The sequence below is a fragment of the [Enterobacter] lignolyticus SCF1 genome, from assembly GCF_000164865.1.
Lineage (GTDB): Bacteria > Pseudomonadota > Gammaproteobacteria > Enterobacterales > Enterobacteriaceae > Enterobacter_B > Enterobacter_B lignolyticus.
Window position 1 is genome coordinate 3292190 of record NC_014618.1, and the last position, 21736, is coordinate 3313925.

16 protein-coding genes are annotated in these 21736 nt (G+C 55.8%); 5 read left to right on the forward strand and 11 right to left on the reverse strand.

Translation table 11 applies throughout. The annotated features are described in order from the left end of the window. Nucleotides 1–44: 44 nt before the first annotated feature. A complete protein-coding gene (gene mngB / locus ENTCL_RS15365) occupies nucleotides 45–2675 on the reverse strand; it encodes a mannosylglycerate hydrolase (protein ID WP_013367066.1) in 2631 nt (876 codons plus the stop codon). A 29-nt stretch (nucleotides 2676–2704) separates the two neighbouring features. Next, the gene (mngA, locus tag ENTCL_RS15370) at nucleotides 2705–4621 is read right to left on the reverse strand and encodes a PTS 2-O-a-mannosyl-D-glycerate transporter subunit IIABC (RefSeq protein ID WP_013367067.1); all 1917 of its coding nucleotides are present in this window, start codon (nucleotides 4619–4621) and stop codon (nucleotides 2705–2707) included. A gap of 206 nt (nucleotides 4622–4827) precedes the next feature. On the opposite strand from mngA, the gene ENTCL_RS15375 reads away from it, so the two are divergent. Beyond that, nucleotides 4828–5544, forward strand: coding sequence for a GntR family transcriptional regulator (locus ENTCL_RS15375; RefSeq protein WP_013367068.1), 717 nt, complete (start codon nucleotides 4828–4830; stop codon nucleotides 5542–5544). Between the two features lie 58 nt (nucleotides 5545–5602). On the opposite strand, the gene ENTCL_RS15380 is transcribed toward ENTCL_RS15375, so the two are convergent. Beyond that, entirely contained in the window at nucleotides 5603–6358 is a 756-nt protein-coding gene (locus ENTCL_RS15380) for an oligogalacturonate-specific porin KdgM family protein (RefSeq protein ID WP_013367069.1), read from the reverse strand. A gap of 443 nt (nucleotides 6359–6801) precedes the next feature. On the opposite strand from ENTCL_RS15380, the gene ENTCL_RS15385 reads away from it, so the two are divergent. From ENTCL_RS15385 to ENTCL_RS15400, 4 genes are read left to right on the forward strand one after another with little or no spacing between them, the layout of a single operon-like run. Continuing rightward, entirely contained in the window at nucleotides 6802–8058 is a 1257-nt protein-coding gene (locus ENTCL_RS15385) for an MFS transporter (protein WP_203415267.1), read from the forward strand. Between the two features lie 30 nt (nucleotides 8059–8088). Beyond that, nucleotides 8089–9321, forward strand: coding sequence for an alginate lyase family protein (locus ENTCL_RS15390; protein WP_013367071.1), 1233 nt, complete (start codon nucleotides 8089–8091; stop codon nucleotides 9319–9321). 28 nt (nucleotides 9322–9349) lie between these two features. Beyond that, nucleotides 9350–11284: a heparinase II/III domain-containing protein gene (locus ENTCL_RS15395; RefSeq protein ID WP_013367072.1), complete on the forward strand. Its 1935-nt coding sequence runs from the start codon at nucleotides 9350–9352 to the stop codon at nucleotides 11282–11284. A gap of 47 nt (nucleotides 11285–11331) precedes the next feature. Further along, a complete protein-coding gene (locus ENTCL_RS15400) occupies nucleotides 11332–11655 on the forward strand; it encodes a cupin domain-containing protein (protein WP_013367073.1) in 324 nt (107 codons plus the stop codon). An 83-nt stretch (nucleotides 11656–11738) separates the two neighbouring features. Here ENTCL_RS15400 and sucD read toward each other — a convergent pair whose 3' ends face one another. The 8 genes from sucD to sdhC all read right to left on the reverse strand — a co-directional run bounded on the left by sucD (nucleotide 11739) and on the right by sdhC (nucleotide 21430). After that, entirely contained in the window at nucleotides 11739–12608 is an 870-nt protein-coding gene (sucD, locus tag ENTCL_RS15405; RefSeq protein WP_013367074.1) for a succinate--CoA ligase subunit alpha, read from the reverse strand. Next, on the reverse strand, nucleotides 12608–13774 hold the full coding sequence (gene sucC / locus ENTCL_RS15410) for an ADP-forming succinate--CoA ligase subunit beta (protein ID WP_013367075.1): 1167 nt from the start codon (nucleotides 13772–13774) through the stop codon (nucleotides 12608–12610). Before sucC ends, sucD begins: the two co-directional genes overlap by 1 nt. 144 nt (nucleotides 13775–13918) lie before the next feature. Then, nucleotides 13919–15124 carry a 2-oxoglutarate dehydrogenase complex dihydrolipoyllysine-residue succinyltransferase gene (gene odhB / locus ENTCL_RS15415; RefSeq protein WP_013367076.1) on the reverse strand — a complete coding sequence of 402 codons (1206 nt, stop codon included), beginning with the start codon at nucleotides 15122–15124 and terminating at the stop codon, nucleotides 13919–13921. Between the two features lie 14 nt (nucleotides 15125–15138). Next, nucleotides 15139–17946: a 2-oxoglutarate dehydrogenase E1 component gene (gene sucA, locus ENTCL_RS15420; RefSeq protein WP_013367077.1), complete on the reverse strand. Its 2808-nt coding sequence runs from the start codon at nucleotides 17944–17946 to the stop codon at nucleotides 15139–15141. 240 nt (nucleotides 17947–18186) lie between these two features. After that, on the reverse strand, nucleotides 18187–18903 hold the full coding sequence (gene sdhB / locus ENTCL_RS15425) for a succinate dehydrogenase iron-sulfur subunit SdhB (RefSeq protein ID WP_013367078.1): 717 nt from the start codon (nucleotides 18901–18903) through the stop codon (nucleotides 18187–18189). 15 nt (nucleotides 18904–18918) lie between these two features. Continuing rightward, on the reverse strand, nucleotides 18919–20685 hold the full coding sequence (gene sdhA, locus ENTCL_RS15430; protein ID WP_013367079.1) for a succinate dehydrogenase flavoprotein subunit: 1767 nt from the start codon (nucleotides 20683–20685) through the stop codon (nucleotides 18919–18921). After that, a complete protein-coding gene (sdhD, locus tag ENTCL_RS15435) occupies nucleotides 20685–21032 on the reverse strand; it encodes a succinate dehydrogenase membrane anchor subunit (RefSeq protein WP_013367080.1) in 348 nt (115 codons plus the stop codon). Before sdhD ends, sdhA begins: the two co-directional genes overlap by 1 nt. Further along, a complete protein-coding gene (sdhC, locus tag ENTCL_RS15440) occupies nucleotides 21026–21430 on the reverse strand; it encodes a succinate dehydrogenase cytochrome b556 subunit (RefSeq protein WP_013367081.1) in 405 nt (134 codons plus the stop codon). Before sdhC ends, sdhD begins: the two co-directional genes overlap by 7 nt. Between the last annotated feature and the right edge of the window lie 306 nt (nucleotides 21431–21736).

Below are 21736 nucleotides of genomic sequence, written 5' to 3' on the forward strand. Positions count from 1 at the left end.
AACAATGCCACGCGAGGCGTGGCATTGTGTCATTTGTCTGTAAATTAACCGATTTTGACGCGCCAGGTGCGAGACTGCCCGGGCCGGAAGCTCACCGTCTGGTCAGTAATTGCGCTCCCCTCCCCCGCCGGCCGCTCGTCCATTCCCGTTTCCTGGCTGGACGCCGGTAAGGAAAACCGCAGCCGGGTCCGTGCAGGCTCACCGTCGGAAGGGTTAAATAAGCGGACAATCAGCGCATCTTCGTCCTCCGCTTTTTTCAGGGCGCTGAGCTGACAGCCCGTTGCGGGCATGCTGAACAGCGAATAGCTTGCGGGCGTAACGATTGTCTCGCGGTTCATCTTCATCGCGTCCCACGGGATTTTGTTATAACACTGCACCGGCGTCAGCCAGGCACGCGCCTGCTGGGCGACGCCCGCCTCAAGCGCTGAACCGCTAAACGACCACAGGCTAAAGTCGCAGCGCAGTTCGCCCCTGAGCTGGGAGTCAGGTACCGGCATTTTGATACCGGATGGCCTCCCCGGGCGCAGCAGCAGGTTCTCTTTTCCCAGAAGGCCGACTCCGCGCAGCAGCGTGAGCGCAAACGCGCTGCGCTCCTCGCCGATAATCTCGACCTCCCTGAGCCCCTGGGTAAACAACGCCAGACCGTGCCGCCCCTGCTGCAAAACGGCATAGTTGAGGAAATTCCACACCGGAACCGGCGCTTCTTTCCACCCCTGCGCCTGCCAGTTTTCCATCGCCGGGTCGCTGACCGGACGAGACAGCGACCCGAACTGGGTGTCGGTAAGTACCGACTGCGCTTTATAAGGTACCGGGATCCGCACCCGCACGCGGTGGTCGTCGGCCTCGTTATCCATACGCAGCGAGAAATCAACCCGACGGCTGCCATGATGCAGCACTACGGTCGTTTCCACAGTCAGCGAACCGCTACGCTGCCGCGCCGCCCGTTCGCCAAGGTTGGCCGGGACGGCAAACGTACTCTGAATCACCGCCCTGCTCTGCCACCCCTCATGCACGACGTCGCTACGGTGCTCGCCGCAGGCCGAGGTGAGCAGCCACTCTTCGCGAGAAGGCGAATAGTCGTACTCGTCGCCGTCGTCAGAACCCTCTTCAAATTCCAGCACCCGGTCATAGACCAGCCCGCTCGTTTTATCCGCCATACGCAGCGTGCCGTCGTCGTTAAGCGTAATGCGCCAGTCGTCGTTTTCCAGCAGCGCGTCTTCCGGCTTCCCGGCCGGTTGCTGGACACCCTTTTCCCCCACCAGAATGTACAGCGTGGTGTACCCCATCGGCGCCAGCGTCTGGCGCAGCTGAATGTCATACTCCATAAATGGCGCATAGTTGCCGTAGTGGACAATCTGCCGATCCACCAGCCCCGGGTCGATTTCCCGCCGTGCGCGGATGTAATAGGCGACGTCGTTTCCCCCGGCGTCACGCAGCTGAAACTGGCTTCCACGCAGGCGGATCGTGGTATTGATAACCTCATCACGCGTCCAGGGCAGCAGGTTGAACAGCACCAGCTTGTCGCCCTCGCAGTGCGCCATATTGTCGACAATCTTGCGCAGGTAAAAGCGAATCAGGTTGTCGGCCATATCTTCTGCCAGCCAGAAGCGGCTCATTATTTCGCGATGTACCTTATCGCTGCAGCAACAGCCGATACTGTCGTGGGCGTGATTTTTAAGGATCTCCTTCCACATTTTTTCCAGCAGGCCGTGCTGGTACTCAAAACCCAGCGTCCAGGCCAGCGTCGCCAGCGGTTCCAGCAAATTGACTATCTTGTTCTCAATCCTGGCGTGGGCAAGTTTGATATCCATACGCGTGGAGCCAATCGTACGGTGGACGCGCATATACTTACCGTCATTGAACTCGCCCGTCAGCGTCGCCAGCGCGTCACGATGGCGCTCAATATGGTTAAAAACCGCTTCAAAGCGGCTCATCACAAACTCGCGCTGCGGGTAAATTTCCCGCAGTTTCTCCATCACTGCGAAGATATTCTGCTGCAGCGGCATCTGGTCGTGCCCGTTGGGCAACAGAATTTCTTTCGTCACCGAGGCGTTCTCCAGCACCGCAAAATAGCCGTCGAGCCGTTTGCGCAGCCCGGCCTCGTCCTCCGGTAAGTACTTACCAATCGCGTAGCCCAGCGGCAGCACCTGGGCGACAACTTCGCTTCCATCGACGCTGCGCCAGAGAAACTCGGTTTTATCGCTGCCGTGACGCTCAGAGCACCCGCGCCAGAACATGGCGCGGGTAATGCCAAAGCCGTTATAGATGTGCGGCAGCTGCCCGGACATGCCAAAAGAATCCGGCAGGTAGCCGATTCTCATCGGTTCGCCGAACGCCAGGCAGTCGCGCATGCCGTACATCAGATTACGGACTATCGACTCTCCGGCGACGATGGTGGTATCGGTTTGCGTATACCATGGGCCGATAATCAATTTTCCCGCCGCCGCCAGCGCCTTCACGCGCGGCCGGTTTTCCGGCTTAACGGCAAAGTAATCCTCAAGGATGGCGGTCTGTCCGTCGAGCACGTAGTACTTATATTCAGCGTCCTGCTCCAGCCGGGTCAGGATCTCTTCCATATTATTGACCAGCAGAATGCGGGACTCTTCGGTGGTGAAGTACCACTCCCGATCCCAGTGCATATGCGGCGTGATGTGAACACGAGATACAGCTTTCATCTTCGTTTCCTGTTTCTTTTATTGCAGCGTCAGGAGATAGCGCTGTCGATGACATACTTGCCGGTTTTGACGGCGTAGCGCCGCCAGAGGATTAAAATGCACGTCGAGATGAGCGTGCCGGTCAGCGCCGCCGCGAACCATCCGGCGGCGGCCATCGCCTTGCCAAACCCGCCGTCGTGCAGCAGAAACAGCGAAAAAATGCCCGCGCCCGGGGTTGAAAGGCCAATATTCATGGCGCCGACAATGCCGCCGGTGACCATCGAGCCCAGCACGAAAGAGCCGATAACCCGCAGCGGATCTTCAATCGCCATCGGGATCGCGCCTTCGGTAATACCCGCCAGCCCGAGCAGCCAGGTCGATTTTCCGGTCTCAATTTCAAAGGTTTTAAACAGATGCGGTGCCAGCATCGTCGATGCCGTGACCGTAAACGCGGAAACCATTTTGACCGAGGCAAAGATGGCGTACGGGCCATAAACGCCGTTAGCCATCGCGCCGAGGCAAAACGCGTAGGCGGCTTTGTTGACCGGCCCGCCGAGGTCAAAGGAACACATAAAGCCGAGGATAGCGCCAAGCAGCAGCGCGTTGGCGCCCGACAGCCCGTTGAGCCACGCCGTCAGCCCGTTGTTGATCCACGCGACCGGCTCGCCGACGACAAACAGCATCAGGCTGCCCGCTCCCAGCGTCCCCAGCACCGGGTAGAGGTAATAGGTCAGAAAACCATTAAACCGGTTGCTCAGGCGAAGGCGCGTTTTCACCCAACGCATCAGATAACCGGCGATAAGCCCTCCGGCAACCGCGCCGAGAAAGCCCGAGCCGATCATATTGGCGGCGAGGCCCGCGGCAAACCCTGGCGCCAGCGCGGGTTTATCCGCGAGGGAATATGCGGTGTAGGCGGCCAGTACCGGCACCATCAGCGTGCCGAGCATGCCGCCGCCCAGCTTGCGATACATCCACAGCCAGGAGTTTTCGAGGTCGAACAAATGCTGCAACCCCAGCATCTGCGCCAGCAGCACGGCCACCGCCAGCACAGTGCCGCCCGCCACAATCAGCGGTACGGCGAACGATATCCCGCTCAGCAGCGCCTGCTTGAGCTCTGTTTTTACGCTCACTCTCTGCGGTATGGCGCCCGGCGACTGACGGGCTTCAGCGGAAGGTTTCAGGGCCAACGCCTGCCGGATAAGCGCCTGCGCATGACGAATGGGTTCGGCGACCGGAACGCTCAGCGACGGGATGCCGGCAAAGCGCTCGCTTTCTTTAATGGCGACCTCTGCGGCAAAAATGCAGGCCTGCGCCGCCTGCAGCTGCTCCGGCGTCAGGCGCGATTCAATCCCGTTCGCGCCCTGCCGTTCGACATACACGCTCACGCCCAGCTGCTGGCCCGCTTTCTCCAGGTATTCCGCCGCCATATAGGTATGGGCAATCCCCGCCGGGCACGCGGTGACGCAAACCACCACGGGAGCATTCGCTGGCGCATTGAAGGTCCGGGTCTGTTCCGGCGGCGTCAGCGCGGCCAGCAGCTGTTCTGCGGTAAGCGCACGGCGCACCGCCTCACGAACATCATCATCCGCAAGGCGAGAGGTTAGCGCCGTCAGCAGCTGCATATGCGTCGATCCGGCTTCGGCGGGCGGGATCGCCAGCAGAACAACCGTATCAACCCGCTCCGGGCCATCAACGCCCTGCCAGCTAAGCGGGACGCTGAGCGTTGCAACGGCGAAGGCCGCCTCCAGCACGGCATCGCTTTTACCGTGGGGAACCGCCAGTCCCTCTCCTAACGCCGTAGGACCGTCATTCTCACGGGCAAAAACGTCGGCAAGGAATTGTTCGCTATCGCTGATTTTGCCAAGCGCCGCCAGGCGGCGCGCCAGCTCCTGGATAACCTCTTCACGGCTGGCAAACCGCGCCTGCAGGCAGAGGGCATCCGGATGCGTTAATGCCATTACATTCATCACGATCCTCACTGTGCTCAGAGAAAAACAACCGCTTCAGGTTGCTGAATGACGCACAGCATGCCAGACAAAACAATACATTTATGTGATCATTTTCTCTTTAAAGCTACATTTGTATTTAATTTGTATTATTTACAGCAAAACAAAAGCGCGCATAATCTCGCTATGAACTGTCGTATTGGTATCGTGTAAGGAGTGTAAGGACGATGAGCAGTAAACCCATGTACCGGCAAATTGCAGATGCGCTACGCGAGCAAATCCAGTGCGGCGCGCTAAAAGCCGGTGATGCGCTGCCCACGGAGTCAGCGCTTCAGGAACAGTTTGGCGTTAGCCGGGTGACGGTGCGCCAGGCGCTGAAGCAGCTGACGGAACAGTCCATTATTGAGAGCATCCAGGGCAGCGGCTCGTATGTAAAAGAAGAGCGGGTAAATTATGATATCTACCAGTTAACCAGTTTCTATGAAAAGCTGGCGGACCGTCATGTTGAAACACACAGCGACGTACAGGTGTTCGAAGTGATTGCCGCCGATGCGGCGCTTGCCGAAAAGCTGCAGATCCCCCCGGGCGACAAAAGCTGGCACGTTAAACGCGTGCGCTTCATCAAGCAAAAGCCGGTGACGCTGGAGGAAACCTGGATGCCGCTCGCGCTCTTTCCCGACCTCACATGGGAAGTCATGGAAAACTCGAAGTACCATTTTATCGAGCAGGTAAAGAAGATGGTTATCGATCGCAGCGAGCAGGAGCTCGTTCCCGTGATGCCCTCTGTCGACGTCGTGAATGCTCTGGGGATTGACGCGACAAAACCGGTCCTCGAAAAAATATCCCGCGGCTACCTGAGCGACGGACGGGTATTTGAATACAGCTGCAATACCTTCAAGAGCGATGACTACAAATTCACGCTCGTGGCGAAACGCAGGCACTAAACGGACATGAAGTACAAAAACCCGGTACAAAACCGGGTTTTCAGGAGGGTGCGTCCGCTTAAAGCGTAAACGTCATACCGATGCGATAGCGTGACTCGGAGATATTGTCTTCACCTTCATAGTAGCCCTGCTGATCCAGATAGTCGTATTCAACATAGGGGCTAAACCATTTGTTCCATTTGTAGCGAAGGGTAAACGCATTCTCCGTGGCCCAGGTTTTATTATTTTTGTAGGTGTAATCTTCATTGGCATGTTTATATGCCGTGCCCTGGTACAGGAAACTCCATTCGCTATTAAATTTATAGCCAACAAAAATATCGAGACGGTTGACGCTGTCGCGATGCGATTCCCCGTCATCATTAAGCGTCTCATAGGTATTATAGTCGTAGCGGTAACGCAAACCGAGGCTCCAGTCTGCGGTGGGCAGATAGTTTACCCGGATATAGGGACGAAGCTGAGTACCTTTACTGCTCCAGTGATAAATCCCCCCCGGCTGTAGGTTCCACTTATCGGCAAATCGCCAGGTATAATTGGTTTCTATCTCGTTATAGTCCGTTGTGCTGTCGCCAAAAGAGTGTGCGCTATCAGATTTATCCGCCCCCTTTGGCCCCTCGCCGTTATTTTTATTGTTTTTATTATCCATCTCTGCGCTGGCCCACCAGCCGTTAACCCAGCTCTCGCTGATCTTATAGCGCGACTCATAGGAGTGGCTTCCGGTTTTATAACCGCCACGGACATCAAACGTAAGCGCATGGCTCGCCAGCGGTAGTCCAGCGGCGACGAGAATCAGAAAACGTAATGGATTTTTGTGCATGATAGACCTTCATCCTTTAAAGAAAAGAAAACCAATTCGCCATAAACAAATAAAATCAACACCCATCGACCAACAATTTTCGAGAATCATATTTATCTATAAACAAAGATCACGAACATTGTTTCATAAATTAGATCATGATCATAAAATTTATCAGAACATCATTTCATTAAAATTAGAATACAGTTAAAAAACCACCAATAAATGCTGCATGCATTCATTAGATAAATTTAATTTTTAGTTTTTTCAAAACAACCAGCGATAACAAAAAAGAAACAACACGCCCTTCAATACACGCACAGAAACAAAACAAAAATAAAAATGAAATGTTGTTTTAAAACTGAGATCAAGATCATGATCGCTATGAACTTCAGCCCGTACAATAAAATGAAACCAGGTTTTATTTTTTATTAAATTAATTATTGATGGACAAGGTGAATGTCGTGAAGATCAAAAAACTACGCTGGTACATTATCTCGCTAGTCATGTTAGGGACGATTATTAACTACTTAGCCAGAAGCACGCTCGGCGTCGCGGCGCCGGAAATGATGAAAACGCTGAACCTCTCCAGCGAGCAATACTCATGGATTGTGTCGGTCTTTCCCTTCACCTATGCCATCGGCGGGATCGCCTGTGGTTTTGTGATCGATAAATTCGGTTTGCGCATCAGTTTCGCCGTACTGGCCGCGCTGTGGTCTTTGTGCAACATGCTGACGGCATTATTCAGCACATGGTTCCCTATTGCCGCATTGCGCGGTGGCCTGGGCCTGACCGAAGCTGCCTTCAACCCTGCGGGTATGAAGGTGACCGCCGAGTGGTTCCCGGCAAAGGAGCGAGGCTTAGCCTGCGGCGTTTACAGCCTCGGCACCTCCGTCGGCGCCATGCTGGCCCCGCCGCTGGTCGTCTGGGCTATTGTTAACTACAACTGGGAAATGTCTTTTGTTGTCACCGGTGCGATCGGCGTTGTTTGGGCCATTCTGTGGGCGGTGCTCTATCGCTCCCCGGAATCACACCCTGCGCTGCTGAAAGAAGAACACGAAGAGGTCATGGCCGATCAGATAGAGGTGGTTAAAGAGAAAGCCTCCCTGATATCTATGATCAAGGATAAAAGCCTGTGGGCAATCTCCTTACCGCGTTTTATGGCCGATCCGGCATGGGGAACACTGCACTACTGGATGCCGCTCTACCTGGTGACGGTGCGCCATATGAACATGAAAGAAATCGCCATGTTCGCCTGGCTACCCTTCCTGACCGCCGATCTGGGCTGCCTGGCTGCGGGCTACATTTCGAAGTTTCTGAACAACCGCGGTGTGCATATTGTTAACGCCAAACGCATTACCTTTACGTTTGCCGCCCTGCTGATGCTGTCAATGGCGGGCGTCGGTTTTGTCAGCAATGTCTATGTGGCCATTGCGCTGTTTTGTATTGCCGGGTTCGCCCATCAGTGTCTGTCCGTTACCGTGATCAGCATGTCGTCCGACCTGTTCCCGAGACAAAAAGTCGCCACCGCGACCGGTTTCGCCGCCTTCACCGGCAGCATGGGGAACTTCCTGTTCAGTATTTTCCTTGGCGCCATGGTCGCTGTTGTGGGTTACGACATCTTCTTTATCGGTCTGGGCGTCTTCGATTTGATTGGCGCACTGTTCCTGTGGATGCTGATTAAGGCTCCTTCTGCAAAAGTCGCACCGGCGGTCGCCTGACTGATTGGTATGAACGTAAGGAATGCACCTATGAATTATTGCAACATTGCGCTCATCAGCGCGCTGTTCTCAACCTCCGCGTTAGCGGCGAGCGGGAATATTCCCCCTCAGGGCCCGAATGACAACTGCCTGACCTACGATTGCAGGCAGATGCTTGAGATCAAAGAAAGCATTCAGCGCGGAGATCAAACCTACGCTCCCGCCTGGAAAAATCTGCTGCAGAAAGCAAACCAGGCGCTGGAACATAAACCCTGGAGCGTAACGGATAAAAAATTATTACCGGCATCCGGGAATAAGCATGACTATTACAGCTTTGGCCCCTACTGGTGGCCAAACCCGGACACCAAAGACCATCTTCCTTACATTCGGAAAGACGGCCAGATAAACCCGTCATCAAAGACAGACGATACGGACAGCAAGCGCCTGGTGCAGTTCTCTGACGACGTTCGCGCGCTCTCGCTGGCCGCGTTTTATAGCGCAGACGCCCGCTATGCGCAAAAAGCAGAAATCATGCTGGACACCTGGTTTTTGAACAAACAGACCAGAATGAATCCTGACCTCAGTTACGCCCAGGCGATCCCGGGCGTAGTGAATGGCCGGGGGATTGGCATTATCGATACGCGCGTGCTGATAGACGTCGCCGACAGCATCGTCCTGCTGCAGCATGCGGGCTTCCTGTCTGATAAAGAGGTCCAGGGTTACAAAAACTGGTATTCAGCCTATGCCGCATGGTTGTTGACTAGCGCTAACGGCCAGGAAGAGGGAAACTGGTATAACAATCACGGCGCCTGGTATGACGCGCAGGTTACCGCTTTTTCCTTGTTCTCCGGTGACGTCAAACAGGCTCGTCGGCAAATCGATATTTTCAAGAATCGCCACCTTGCCGCGCAGGTGAACGTCAAAGGTGAACTACCGGCCGAGCTTGAACGAACTCGCTCATTCCACTACACCAATTTCGCCCTGGCAGCCTACGCCAGAATGGGTCGCTACGGTGAAATAACCGGTGACGATGTCTGGAATTACGAACTGGATGGGCGAACCATGAAAAAGGCCTTCTCCTTCGTCAGCCAGCAAACCGGCAAACCCGCCAGCGACTGGCCATATCAGGAAATAAAATACATCCCTGAAGAGGCTATCGGCCCGTTACTCGCCGCGGCGAGAGTCTGGATAGAGGATGATTTCAGCAAAAATGCCGCGGTATTGATGAAGGCAAATGACACCGATATCAACATCCTGACCCCGGGCTCTGTGCTGGTGAAGTAAGCACCACGACAACGCATACAGGTAGATAATGAAACAGTTTACACAAGCCCAGATTGCGGCCGCAAAAGCCCGGGTAACGCCGGAGATCCTTCGCCGCCTGGTGGAAAACAACCGCGACGTACTCAACCACGACACGCTGGTTCCACAAACGGGCTGCGCCACCTGGAACCACTATTTTTACTGCCCGGAACACAGCGTGCGGCTGCTCTGGGACCGAAAATCGCCCAATAAGCACCGCTGCCCCGTTGATGGAGCCGTATTTACCGGTGAACCCTACTACGGCGCCTGGTGGCGCTGGCTCAATGGGCTCAATGCCAAAGCGTGCTATGAGCTTGGCATTCTCTGGCTGCTAACGGACGATAAGACATATCTCGATAAAATTATCGATATCCTGATGCAGTACGCAAAATACTATCCTGACTACGAAGAGCACGGCGGTATTCCTTACAACGGTCCCGGTAAAGCCAACGCGCAGACGCTGTGCGAAGCCAACTGCCATGCCGATTTTGCCCGTGGGTTCGATATCGTCAGCGCCGCGCTGACGGCGGAACAGTATGACTATATCTCCCGACGCCTGCTGCGCAGCGGAGCCGATTTTCTGATGCAGCACCGGAGCAATCAAATCCACAACCACGAGGTGAAGATAGGTGCAACCATCGGCATTATCGGCGCTGTTCTCGACGATGAGCATTATCTGACGTTTGCCGTTAACAGCCCTTACGGCCTGCTGTATCAGCTGGAGCACGCCCTGCTGCCCGGCGGATTATGGTTCGAAGGTTCGCTGCATTACCACTATTACGCGCTTGAGGCGTTCATGGGCTTTGAGAAATTCGCCCATCATGGTCCGTTCAGCCTGCTGGATAAGCCCTGGTATACGAACATGCTGTCACTGCCATTGACGCTGCTGATGCCGAATATGACGCTGCCGAAGGTAAACGACTGCGTGAACGGCCAGGAAAAGCTCGGCCACGCCGATATCTATGAATTTGCGTTCAACTATTATGGCGCCCCGCAATATGGTGAGCTGTTAGCCTGGTTATACACCGCCGGACCGCGCGACAATATTGACGCCCTTTTCTATGGGCAACCGCTGCCGACGCAGGCGTTAAGCGCCCCGGAGGGCAATAAGCATAATCCTGACGCCGGATTTACGATAATCCGCAATGCGCCGGGACGCGCCGTATGCATTAAACACGGCCCCTATGGCGGCGAGCACGATCACTACGACAGGCTCAACCTCATCGTCTTCAATAACTACAGCGCGCTGTTCCCCGATCTGGGCACCACCGGCTATGGCGCTCCGCTGCACTATGGCTACTACAAAAATACGTTTTCGCACAACACGCTGTGCGTCAACGGACTCAACCAGCCCCCTGCGCTGCCCCGGGTTCTCGATTACCAGCAACAGGAGGGAGAGTCGCGGCTCATTGCCGAAGTGGACTGGCACAGCGCCGCTGCGCTACCCGACAGCAAAACTCGCGTGGAATGGGATGATGAGTCCTACCGGGATATCGTTTTTCGCCGCACCATCGTGGTGACGGAGAACCTGCTAATTGATAAATGGGACGTCGATAATCCTCACTACCAGTGCGTTGATGCGGTTTACCATATCAACGCCGCAGCAACGCAGGCGGCGCCACAGAATGACGTCAGGATCTGCTACCCCTACGTTAAACAGGCAACCGAGCAGCCGCTGAAGGGCAAAGTTGAGGTTCGCTACCAGGCTGACGCCCCGGTTTCTGTCACCTGCTTTTCAACCAACAATACGGCGTTAATCAAAGCCCAGGGACCGAATAACCCCTCGACATCGATGATCGATTACCTGCTATTACGCAGCCGTGATAAGCGTATTTCCTTCGTGTTTGTCACGGATTTCACGGGTACCGGGAAAGTCGATATCGTGAAGAGCGACGACACGATAACCGTCATTGACATGACGTTAAACCACGAATACCGCCTCTGATGACGAGGCCGGAAGTCACTGATTCAACATGCAACTAAGGTGATACGATGTTTGTTTTTCACAATCTGACGCAGCTGGAAGAGGCAGGCAATGGCGTAACCCGCCGGATTCTCGCCCATGCCGGCAATATGATGGCGGTTGAAGTGCATTTTGCCCAGGGCGCTATCGGCCCTATGCACAGCCATCCCCACGAGCAGTTGACGTACGTATTATCCGGTGAGTTTGAATTCACCATTGCCGACGAAACGCATATCGTCAGAGCGGGAGATACGCTGTACAAACAGCCCAATGTCATGCACGGCTGCGTGTGTCTCAAGGCGGGAACCCTGCTGGATACCTTCACGCCGATACGTGAGGATTTCCTGCAATAAGCCATGAAAAAAGGCCGCTTTACAGCGGCCAACCATGTCGAAAACGGACATTTAAAGCTCTCCGCAGGGAGAGCAGAGAGGATTTACTTAATGATGGATTTCAGTGCTTCGCCGATATCCGCCAGGCTGCGAACGGTTTTCACACCCGCCGCTTCCAGAGCCGCAAACTTCTCGTCTGCCGTTCCTTTACCGCCTGCGATAATCGCGCCCGCGTGGCCCATACGTTTGCCTTTCGGCGCAGTAACGCCCGCGATATAGCCGACAACCGGCTTGGTCACGTTTGCTTTGATATACGCCGCCGCTTCTTCTTCCGCGCTACCGCCGATCTCGCCGATCATCACGATCGCTTCGGTCTGCGGATCTTCCTGGAACAGCTTCAGGATATCGATGAAGTTAGAGCCCGGAATCGGGTCGCCGCCGATGCCCACGCAGGTGGACTGGCCGAAGCCGTAATCGGTGGTCTGCTTAACCGCTTCATAGGTCAGCGTACCGGAGCGGGAAACAATACCCACTTTGCCCGGTTTGTGAATGTGGCCCGGCATGATGCCGATTTTGCACTCGCCCGGGGTGATAACGCCTGGGCAGTTCGGGCCGATCATGCGCACGCCGGCTTCGTCCAGCTTCACCTTCACGGTCAGCATATCCAGCGTCGGGATGCCTTCGGTGATGGTGATAATCAGTTTGATGCCTGCATCGATAGCTTCCAGAATGGAATCTTTGCAGAACGGCGCCGGAACGTAGATAACGGTGGCGGTGGCGCCGGTCGCTTCTACCGCTTCACGCACGGTGTTGAACACCGGCAGGCCCAGATGCGTGGTGCCGCCTTTGCCTGGCGTTACGCCGCCAACCATTTGCGTACCGTAGGCAATCGCCTGTTCAGAGTGGAACGTCCCCTGGCTACCGGTGAAGCCCTGGCAGATAACCTTGGTATTTTTATTAATTAAAACGGACATTATTTCCCCTCCACTGCGGCAACAACCTGCTGAGCTGCATCCGTCAGACTTTTCGCTGCAATAATATTCAGGCCGCTGTCAGCCAGTTTTTTCGCGCCCAGTTCGGCGTTGTTGCCTTCCAGACGAACCACAACCGGTACGTTAACGCCGACTTCAGCAACCGCGCCGATGATACCGTCTGCAATCAGGTCGCAGCGCACGATACCGCCGAAGATGTTGACCAGAACGGCTTTCACGTTGTCATCGGAGAGGATGATTTTGAACGCTTCGGTCACGCGCTCTTTGGTCGCGCCGCCGCCCACGTCGAGGAAGTTAGCCGGTTCGCCGCCGTGCAGCTTAACGATGTCCATGGTGCCCATCGCCAGGCCCGCGCCGTTCACCATACAGCCGATGTTGCCATCCAGCGCGACGTAGTTCAGTTCCCACTGCGCAGCCTGCGCTTCGCGCGGGTCTTCCTGAGACTGATCGCGCATTTCACGCAGATCCGGCTGGCGGAACAGCGCGTTGCCGTCAGCGCCCAGTTTGCCGTCGAGGCAGATAAGGTCGCCCTGTTTGGTGATAACCAGCGGGTTGATTTCAATCAGCGCCAGGTCGCGCTCAAGGAAGATGGTCGCCAGGCCCATGAAAATCTTGGTGAACTGCTGAACCAGTTTACCTTCCAGACCCAGTTTAAACGCCAGCTCGCGACCCTGGTAAGGCATTGGGCCCGCCAGCGGATCGATAGCGACTTTATGGATCAGGTGCGGCGTTTCTTCCGCCACTTTCTCAATCTCAACGCCGCCTTCGGTCGAGGCCATGAACACCACGCGACGGGAGCTACGGTCAACGACGGCGCCAAGGTACAGCTCTTTGGCGATATCGGTCGCCGCTTCTACCAGGATCTGATTAACCGGCTGGCCATTAGCATCTGTTTGATAGGTTACCAGGCGTTTGCCCAGCCAGTGCTCAGCGAATGCGCGGATCTCTTCTTTGCTCTTAACGACCTTAACGCCGCCCGCTTTACCGCGGCCGCCTGCGTGCACCTGGCACTTAACTACCCATGGGCCTGAACCAATTTTAGAGGCGGCTTCTTCTGCTTCACGCGGGGTGGAGCAGGCATAGCCGACTGGCGCAGGTAAACCGTAGCGGGCAAACAGCTGTTTTGCCTGGTATTCATGTAAGTTCATGCGTTCTATCCACTTTTCAGGTAATCGTTATCTTTAAACCGTAGGCCTGATAAGACGCAGTAGCGTCGCCATCAGGCATCTCATCAACGCCGGATGGCGGTGTAAACACCTTATCCGGCCTACGGGCAGGTGATGCCTAAACTACTACACGTCCAGCAGCAGACGAGTCGGATCTTCCAGCAGCTCTTTAATCGCTACCAGGAAGCCCACGGACTCGCGGCCGTCGATCAGACGGTGGTCGTAAGACAGCGCCAGGTACATCATCGGCAGGATTTCGACTTTGCCGTCGACCGCCATCGGGCGATCTTTGATGGCGTGCATGCCGAGGATCGCGCTCTGCGGCGGGTTGATGATCGGCGTAGACATCAGGGAACCAAAAACACCACCGTTGGTGATGGTGAAGTTACCACCGGTCAGATCGTCAACGGTCAGCTTACCGTCACGGCCTTTCACCGCCAGTTCCTTAATGTTTTTCTCGATGTCGGCCATGCCGAGCGCGTCAACGTCACGCAGTACCGGGGTTACCAAGCCGCGCGGCGTAGAGACCGCCATGCTGACGTCGAAGTAGTTGTGGTACACCACGTCGTCGCCATCGATAGAGGCGTTGACTTCCGGATAGCGTTTCAGCGCTTCAACTACGGCTTTCACGTAGAAAGACATAAAGCCCAGGCGGATACCGTGACGTTTTTCAAACGCGTCGCCGTACTGCTTGCGCAGATCCATGATGGGCTTCATGTTGACTTCGTTGAAGGTCGTCAGCATGGCGGTGGAGTTTTTCGCTTCCAGCAGACGCTCAGCGACGCGCTTACGCAGACGGGTCATCGGCACGCGTTTTTCGCTGCGGCCCGCCAGCGGCGCTACCGGAGCCGGTGCGGCTGCCGCTTTTGCAGGCGCTTTCGCCAGATGCTTCTCAACATCTTCACGGGTGATACGACCGCCCACGCCGGTGCCTTTGATAGCGCTGGCGTCGAGGCTGTGTTCGGCCAGCAGGCGACGAATCGCCGGGCTGAGCGCATCGTTGCTCTGCTCTTCAAGAGAAGCCTGCTGACGCTGAGCCGGGGTAGACTCTTTCGCATCGGCTTTCGCGCTGGTTTCTTTACCGGCGCTGTTGCCTTCACGCAGGCGGCCCAGAATCTGACGAGAGGTCACGGTAGTCCCTTCATCTTCCAGCACTGCATCCAGAATGCCGTCAGCAGACGCCGGTACTTCCAGTACCACTTTGTCAGTTTCGATTTCTACCAGCACTTCATCACGCTGGACACTATCACCCGGTTTTTTGTGCCAGGTTGCCACCGTCGCATCGGCAACAGACTCAGGCAGGTCGGGAACAAGAATATCTACGCTACTCATTTTGCATCCTTTAATTAATTGACGTTCAGCGCGTCATTAACCAGATCTTGCTGCTGCTTCTGGTGAACGGACATATAACCTACCGCCGGAGAGGCGGAGGCCGGGCGGCCTGCATAGCGCAGTGCGGCCCCAAACGGAATAACTTCACGCAGGTGATGCTGGCTGCAGTACCAGGCGCCCTGGTTGAGCGGCTCTTCCTGACACCAGACAAAATCATGTACGTGAGCATAAGCTTTCAGCGCGTCCTGCATCGCCTGATGCGGGAACGGGTAAAGCTGTTCAATACGAACAATCGCCACATCTTTCTGGTCGTTCTTACGACGCTGTTCTAACAGGTCGTAATACACCTTACCGGAACACATCACAACGCGTTTTACCGCCTGCGGGTCGAGCTCGTCTACCTCGCCGATAGCCGGCATGAAGGTACCGTTGGCCAGTTCGTCGAGGTCGGAGACCGCCAGCGGATGGCGCAGCAGCGATTTCGGCGACATCACCACCAGCGGACGGCGCATACCGCGCAGCGCCTGACGACGCAGCATGTGGTATACCTGCGCCGGCGTGGACGGGATGCACACCTGCATATTTTGTTCAGCGCACAGCTGCAGGTAACGCTCCAGACGCGCGGAGGAGTGCTCCGGCCCCTGGCCTTCGTAGCCGTGCGGCAGCAGCATCACCAGACCGCACATACGGCCCCATTTCTGCTCGCCGGAGCTGATGAACTGGTCGATAACCACCTGCGCGCCGTTGGCGAAGTCGCCGAACTGCGCTTCCCAGATGGTCAGCGTGCGCGGTTCCGCCGTGGCGTAGCCGTATTCGAACGCCAGCACCGCTTCTTCAGACAGCACGGAGTCCCAGACCTTGAACTCGCCCTGGCCGTTGTGCACGTGCTGCAGCGGGGTCCAGGTGGAGCCATTGGTCTGGTTGTGGATCACGGCGTGGCGGTGGAAGAAGGTGCCACGGCCGGAGTCTTCGCCGGACAGACGGACGGAAACGCCTTCATCAACCAGCGTCGCATAGGCCAGCGTCTCAGCGCCGCCCCAGTCGAACAGCTTCTCACCGTTCGCCATCGACTGGCGGTCGGCATAGATTTTCTGCACGCGGGACTGCATCTCAACGGTTTCCGGCACGGTGCTGATGCGGTGCGCCAGCTCCTGCAGACGCTTCATCTCGACCTTGTTCGGGTAGCTCTCATCCCACTCGTGGTTGAGGTACGGCGACCAGGTAAAGGAGTGCATATTCATCGGACGCCACTCTTTCACCACGCACTCGCCAGCATCCAGCGCATCGCGGTAAAGGTTAACCATCTCGGTGGCGTCTTCCAGCGTCGTCACTTTGTCGCTTTCCAGCTTGTCAGCGTAGATTTTGCGCGGCGTCGGATGCTTTTTGATTTTCTGGTACATCAGCGGCTGGGTTGCGCTCGGCTCGTCGGCTTCGTTATGGCCGTGACGGCGGTAGCACACCAGGTCGATGAACACATCGCGTTTAAAGGTGTTACGGAAATCCAGCGCCAGGCGGGTCACAAACGCCACAGCTTCCGGGTCATCCGCGTTAACGTGGAAAATCGGTGCCTGCACCATTTTGCCGATGTCGGTGCAATAAGGGGTAGAACGCGCATCCAGCGGGTTGGAGGTGGTGAAGCCCACCTGGTTGTTGATAACGATGCGAACGGTACCGCCCACTTCGTAACCACGCGCTTTCGACATGTTCAGGGTTTCCTGAACCACGCCCTGCCCGGTCACCGCGGCATCGCCGTGGATGGTGATCGGCAGCACCATGTTGCTGCTTGGGTTATCCAGACGGTCCAGACGGGCGCGTACGGAGCCGATAACCACCGGGCTGACGATTTCCAGGTGCGACGGGTTAAACGCCAGCGCCAGGTGAACCAGACCGCCTTCGGTTTCGATATCCGATGAGAAGCCCATGTGGTACTTCACGTCGCCGGTGCCGAGGTGCTCTTTATGCTTACCGGCGAACTCGTCGAACAGGTCCTGCGGTTTTTTACCGAGCACGTTGATCAGCACGTTCAGACGGCCGCGGTGCGCCATACCCAGCACCACTTCGCGGGTGCCGCTGTTGCCCGCATGGCGGATAAGCTCTTTGAGCATCGGCACCAGGGCATCGCCGCCCTCCAGCGAGAAGCGCTTCGCGCCCGGGAATTTCGCCCCCAGGTAACGCTCCAGCCCTTCGGCCGCGGTCAGTTCGCTCAGGAAACGTTTTTTCTCATCTGCGCTGAAGCTGGCTTTACCCACCACGGACTCAATGCGCTGTTGGATCCAGCGTTTCTCTTCCGTGGAGGTGATGTGCATGTATTCCGCGCCGATAGAGCCGCAGTAGGTTTGCTTAAGCGCCGTCAGCAGGTCGCCTAACTTCATGGTGTCTTTGCCGATGGCAAAAGAACCTACGTTATAGCTTTCCTGGAAATCGGCCTCGGTCAGATCGTGGTAAGCTGGCTCAAGATCGGCCACCTTATCCTGCTGCCACAGTCCCAGCGGATCGAGATTCGCCTGCTGGTGACCACGGAAACGATACGCGTTAATGAGCTGCAGGACTTTAACCTGCTTCGCATTGGTGTCAGGGTCGGAAATCGAAGAAGAGTAACGTGAGGCATCCTTCGCCAGACGACGGAAATAATCACGCGTTTTAGAATGAAATTGATCCGGTTTGACTCCGGTGCCAGGTAACTGCTGGAACATTGAACGCCAGTTAGCGTCAACTGAGTCAGGATCGGTTAAGAAGTCTTCATAGAGCTGTTCTATCCAGCTCTGGTTTGCGCCAGAGAGGTAAGAAGAGTCCAGCCAGGCTTTCATTGCGCCGTTCTGCATCGTGATCCCTTAAGCATTTTTAATGCTTACTTCGCCGTGGAAACTACCACGCACACCCGGTGTGCGTGCCGGGGTTCACCTGCGAGCTCTTTTGGTATTGGCCCGCGAAGGAACCTTTAAAAACCGTCTACACTTCAGGGCAGTTTTTAGAGATTTCCTGTTTTTTGCCCGGTGACGCTACGCCTACCGGGCCTACTGTCTCGTAGGCCGGATAAGCGCAGCGCCATCCGGCGTTGTTACTTACGCGCTACGCTGCAGCAGCATCGACTTAATATGGCCGATGGCGCGCGTCGGGTTAAGCCCTTTCGGACAGACGCTGACGCAGTTCATGATGCTATGGCAGCGGAATACGCTAAAAGCATCGCTCAAGCCGTCAAGGCGGTTATCGGTTTCAGTATCACGGCTGTCGATCAGGAAGCGGTAGGCTGCGAGCAGACCGGCCGGGCCGATGAACTTATCCGGGTTCCACCAGAATGATGGGCAAGACGTCGAGCAGCATGCACAGAGAATACACTCGTACAGTCCATCGAGTTTCTCACGCTGCTCCGGTGACTGTAAATGCTCACGGGCAGGTGGATTTTGTCCATTATTCAACAAGTAAGGCTTGATCTTCTCATACTGTGCATAGAATTGCCCCATGTCCACCACTAAATCGCGAACCACCGGTAATCCCGGCAGCGGACGGATAACAATTTTCTGCCCCGGACGCTGCAACGCTGAAATCGGCGTGATACAGGCCAGGCCGTTTTTGCCGTTCATGTTCAGACCGTCAGAGCCACACACCCCTTCACGGCAGGAACGACGAAACGACAGCGTCGGATCTTTTTCTTTCAGCTGGATTAAGGCATCCAGCAGCATCATGTCGCGACCTTCTTCCGCTTCGAGGGTGTAATCCTGCATGTGCGGAGCATCATCAACATCCGGGTTATAACGATAAACTGAGAATTCGAGTTTCATTATCCTGTCTCCGCATTAGTAAGTACGAATCTTCGGCGGGAACGCCGGACGCAGCTTCGGTTCCATATTGACGCTACGACGCGTCATGGTTTCCGATTGCGGCAGATACAGGGAATGGCACAGCCAGTTTTCGTCATCCCTTTCCGGGAAGTCGAAGCGGCTATGGGCGCCACGGCTTTCGGTACGGAAGTTCGCAGACTGCGCGGTGGCATAAGCCGTTTCCATCAGGTTATCCAGCTCCAGGCACTCGACGCGCTGGGTGTTGAATTCGCTGGAGGTGTCGTCCAGACGGGCATTTTTCAGGCGCTCGCGAATCGCTTTCAGCTCTTCAAGACCTTTCGCCATCGCATCGCCTTCACGGAATACCGAGAAGTTATGCTGCATACATTCCTGCAGCGCTTTGCGGATAGCCACCGGATCTTCGCCGTCACGGTTACCGTTCCAGCGGTTCAGACGCGCCAGAGAAGCATTGATTTCATCTTCGGTCGCCTCCAGCAAATCGCCCTGCTCGGCGATAGACTCCTGCAGATGCAGGCCGACCGCACGACCGAACACCACCAGGTCCAGCAGCGAGTTGCCGCCCAGACGGTTGGCGCCGTGGACCGATACGCAGGCGATCTCGCCCACCGCAAACAGCCCAGGAATCACTACGTCTTCGCCCTGCTCGTTCACGGTCAGCGCCTGGCCGGTGACTTTGGTCGGAATACCGCCCATCATGTAGTGGCAGGTCGGGATAACCGGAATCGGCTCTTTCACCGGGTCGACGTGGGCAAAGGTGCGCGACAGTTCGAGAATGCCCGGCAGACGGGATTCCAGCACTTCTTTACCCAGATGATCGAGCTTCAGTTTAGCGTGCGGGCCCCACGGGCCGTCGCAGCCGCGGCCTTCACGGATTTCGATCATGATGGAGCGCGCCACCACGTCACGACCCGCAAGGTCCTTCGCATTCGGGGCATAACGCTCCATAAAGCGTTCGCCGTGTTTGTTCAGCAGGTAACCGCCTTCGCCGCGGCAGCCTTCCGTCACCAGCACGCCCGCTCCGGCGATACCGGTCGGGTGGAACTGCCACATTTCCATATCCTGTACCGGAACACCGGCACGGATAGCCATACCGACGCCGTCGCCGGTGTTGATGTGGGCGTTAGTGGTGGACTGATAAATACGGCCTGCGCCGCCGGTCGCCAGCACGGTGGCGCGGGCTTTGAAGTACACCACTTCACCGGTTTCGATACACAGCGCGGTACAGCCGACAATCGCGCCGTCGGCGTTTTTCACCAGATCCAGCGCGTACCACTCGGAGAAAATGGTGGTGTGGTTCTTCAGGTTCTGCTGATACAGCGTATGCAGCAGCGCGTGACCGGTACGGTCAGCCGCCGCTGCGGTACGTGCCGCCTGCTCGCCGCCGAAGTTTTTCGACTGGCCGCCGAACGGACGTTGATAAATGGTGCCATTTTCCAGACGGGAGAACGGCAGTCCCATATGGTCCAGCTCCAGAATCGCCTCCGGGCCGGTCTTACACATATATTCGATAGCGTCCTGATCGCCGATATAGTCCGACCCTTTTACGGTGTCGTACATATGCCATTCCCAGTTATCTTCATGGGTATTACCGAGCGCCACGGTGATGCCACCCTGCGCGGAAACGGTATGGGAACGGGTCGGGAAGACTTTGGAGAGCAGCGCACAGGTCTGGCCGCTCTGGGAGATTTGCAGCGCGGCGCGCATACCTGCGCCGCCTGCGCCGATCACAACAGCATCAAATTCTCTGACTGGCAGTTTCATTACACACCCCACACCACAACAAATCCATAAATGACGTAAACCACCAGCGCAACAACGATAGCCAGCTGCAGCACAAGGCGCACGGCCAGCGGTTTAACGTAGTCGGTCAACACCTGCCACATGCCGATCCAGGCGTGAATCAAGATGGAAAAGAGCGCCAGCAGGGTGAAAACTTTGGTGAAAGAGGAAGAGAAAAAGCCCGTCCAGACTTCCCAGGTCACGGTGCCGGTCGTCGCGAAAAAGCCAACCATGTAGATGATGTACAGGGTCAGAACGATCGCAGTGGCACGAACCAGAATGAAGTCATGTACGCCGTTGCGTCCTAATGCCGAGGCGTTGCTTACCATACGAGGACTCCTGCGAGAAGTGAAAGCACGACAGTAATAACAAAAGAAATTTTGGCGGAACGTGTCCCTGCTTCGAGGGTTTCTTCCAGATAGCCAAAATCCATCAGCAGATGGCGGATACCGACAACGGCGTGGTAGGCCAGCGCGGTCAAGATGCCCCAAACGATGAATTTCACAAAGAAGCTACTCATGATGGACGTCGCCACCAGGAAGCCTTCAGGCGAAGAGAGACTGGTTCCCAACAGCCACAGCAGAATACCGACCGCCACGAAGGTAATCACACCGGATACGCGATGGAGAATGGACGCTATCGCCGTTACAGGGAATCGGATCGTTGTCAGATCCAGATTGACAGGTCTTTGTTTCTTCACATTTTTTATCATGAATAACGCCCACATGCTGTTCTTATTGTTTCCTTCCTCCGGTCTGCGTGCGGGTCAGACAGCGTCCTTTTTCTATAACTGCGCGTCATGGATAACCAACTTTTCAGAAGTTTAAAACGACACATTACAACGCTGGGTGGCTCGGGATTGCAGGGTATTCCGGAGACCTGGCGGCAGTATAGGCCGTTCACAAAATCATTACAATTAACCTACATATAGTTTGTCGGGTTTTATGCGGAACAGTGATCGGCGTCACGATAACAACATTATTTTAATTTTTACTCAGCTAATTTGACAAGTATTAAACATTATTGTTACAAC